This window comes from Brevibacillus invocatus (assembly GCF_003710915.1).
Classification (GTDB): domain Bacteria; phylum Bacillota; class Bacilli; order Brevibacillales; family Brevibacillaceae; genus Brevibacillus; species Brevibacillus invocatus.
In genome coordinates, this window is record NZ_RHHR01000069.1 from 1 (window position 1) to 1324 (window position 1324).

The window sequence follows — 1324 nt, forward strand, 5'->3', positions numbered from 1 at the left end:
ACCTCTCCTGTATGGTAGTGATTCCTCGACACTTTCACTTTACCAAACGGAGTGGTGTTTTTCTATTTTTCAAGGAGCATTCTAAAATCGGCTTTAAACTTGTTGTACCAAGGGAATACGCTCATTTTCGCTCTGCGAAAGTTGAGTTAATGATTCTTATTAGTTAGACTTTCAGTCTGTTTACAACAGACTCTGTGTCCACATTGCAGACAATTTGTCCACGATAACCGACAATCTGTCCAAATCGGAGACAATTTGTCTACAGCGGCTGTTTTGCATCCTTCAACAGACTGACTGACGGTTATCAGAACACAGAGTCGGTTGAAATAACAGGCAAGTCATTATTGCCCGTTCACATCGGGTGGAAATCGCTTTGCTAATTCCTCTTTCAGGAATTGAGCGTAGCTGTCCAGTATCTCCTTCTCCGCAAACTTGTCCGTCGGGAAGCGGGACTCATGTAGCTTTTGCAGTTGGGCGGTGAACGCCTTGAACTCGTCACGCTTTACTATCCCTTGCATCCACAACGTCAACTCTCGTTCGTTGACTTGCTTCCGCACACCGCCGATAAACTCATATGTCTTCTCGCTCATCAGCAGATATGGGTGGCAATGAAGATAATTCGGTAAGTAGTACGTGTTGTTCTTGCGGTCTTGGCTGACCAGTATCAGCTTCTTGTCGACAAGTTCTTTGATGTGCCGCTCTATTGACTTGGAACTACAGCCAACATCACGGGCAATCATCTTGATAGTGGGATAGCACAGCGTCTTATCGCTCATGTAAGCGATTAAATCCATTAGGATTAGCTTCTCATACGCACTCAAGCCAATACACCGTAGAATCTTTAGCGGTACTTTGATGTAGGCATTGTGGTGGGACGTGAACTGATTCGCTCGACTCACTTCATCCATGTACGCATTGGCGGCTTGGTTGTTCTTTTTTAGCCATAAGTCATTCATTTTCGTTGCCCTCCTCGTTAGTGTTCCGCCCTGCGGCGGCAATGAAGTTGGGAGGGCGGCTAGCCATTACCACATGACCTTCCCAAATACTATATGCAAACTGGTCGTCACCAGATTGTTTTTTACCCATACACCCTAATAGTCGGAACACCATACTGTTTAGTTGCGATTGACATTGCGGTCTCTATCCCTTGCACCATAAACATCGTTTCATCCTCGTAGATTGTTGCAAAGAAGGTAAACTTTTTATTGTCCCACCCTCCCTATCGGGATGAATATGGGCTTAGTTGCGGTTTCATGGAATCTCTTAAGCCCCAAAATTGGATTTGAGTCATACCCCCTTATCCTGTTAAGCTGGTATCAGAAGA

1 protein-coding gene is annotated in these 1324 nt (G+C 45.1%); it reads right to left on the reverse strand.

Going from position 1 to position 1324, the window contains the following annotated elements:
• Positions 1-341 precede the first annotated feature (341 nt).
• Positions 342-956 (reverse strand): helix-turn-helix domain-containing protein, encoded by a 615-nt coding sequence (locus tag EDM52_RS23620; protein ID WP_122911350.1) that lies wholly within the window; start codon positions 954-956, stop codon positions 342-344.
• Between the last annotated feature and the right edge of the window lie 368 nt (positions 957-1324).

Bases quoted from the DNA above. Each gene is read 5' to 3' on its own strand.
- EDM52_RS23620 (WP_122911350.1), bottom strand. From the start codon at position 956: ATGAATGACTTATGGCTAAAAAAGAACAACCAAGCCGCCAATGCGTAC.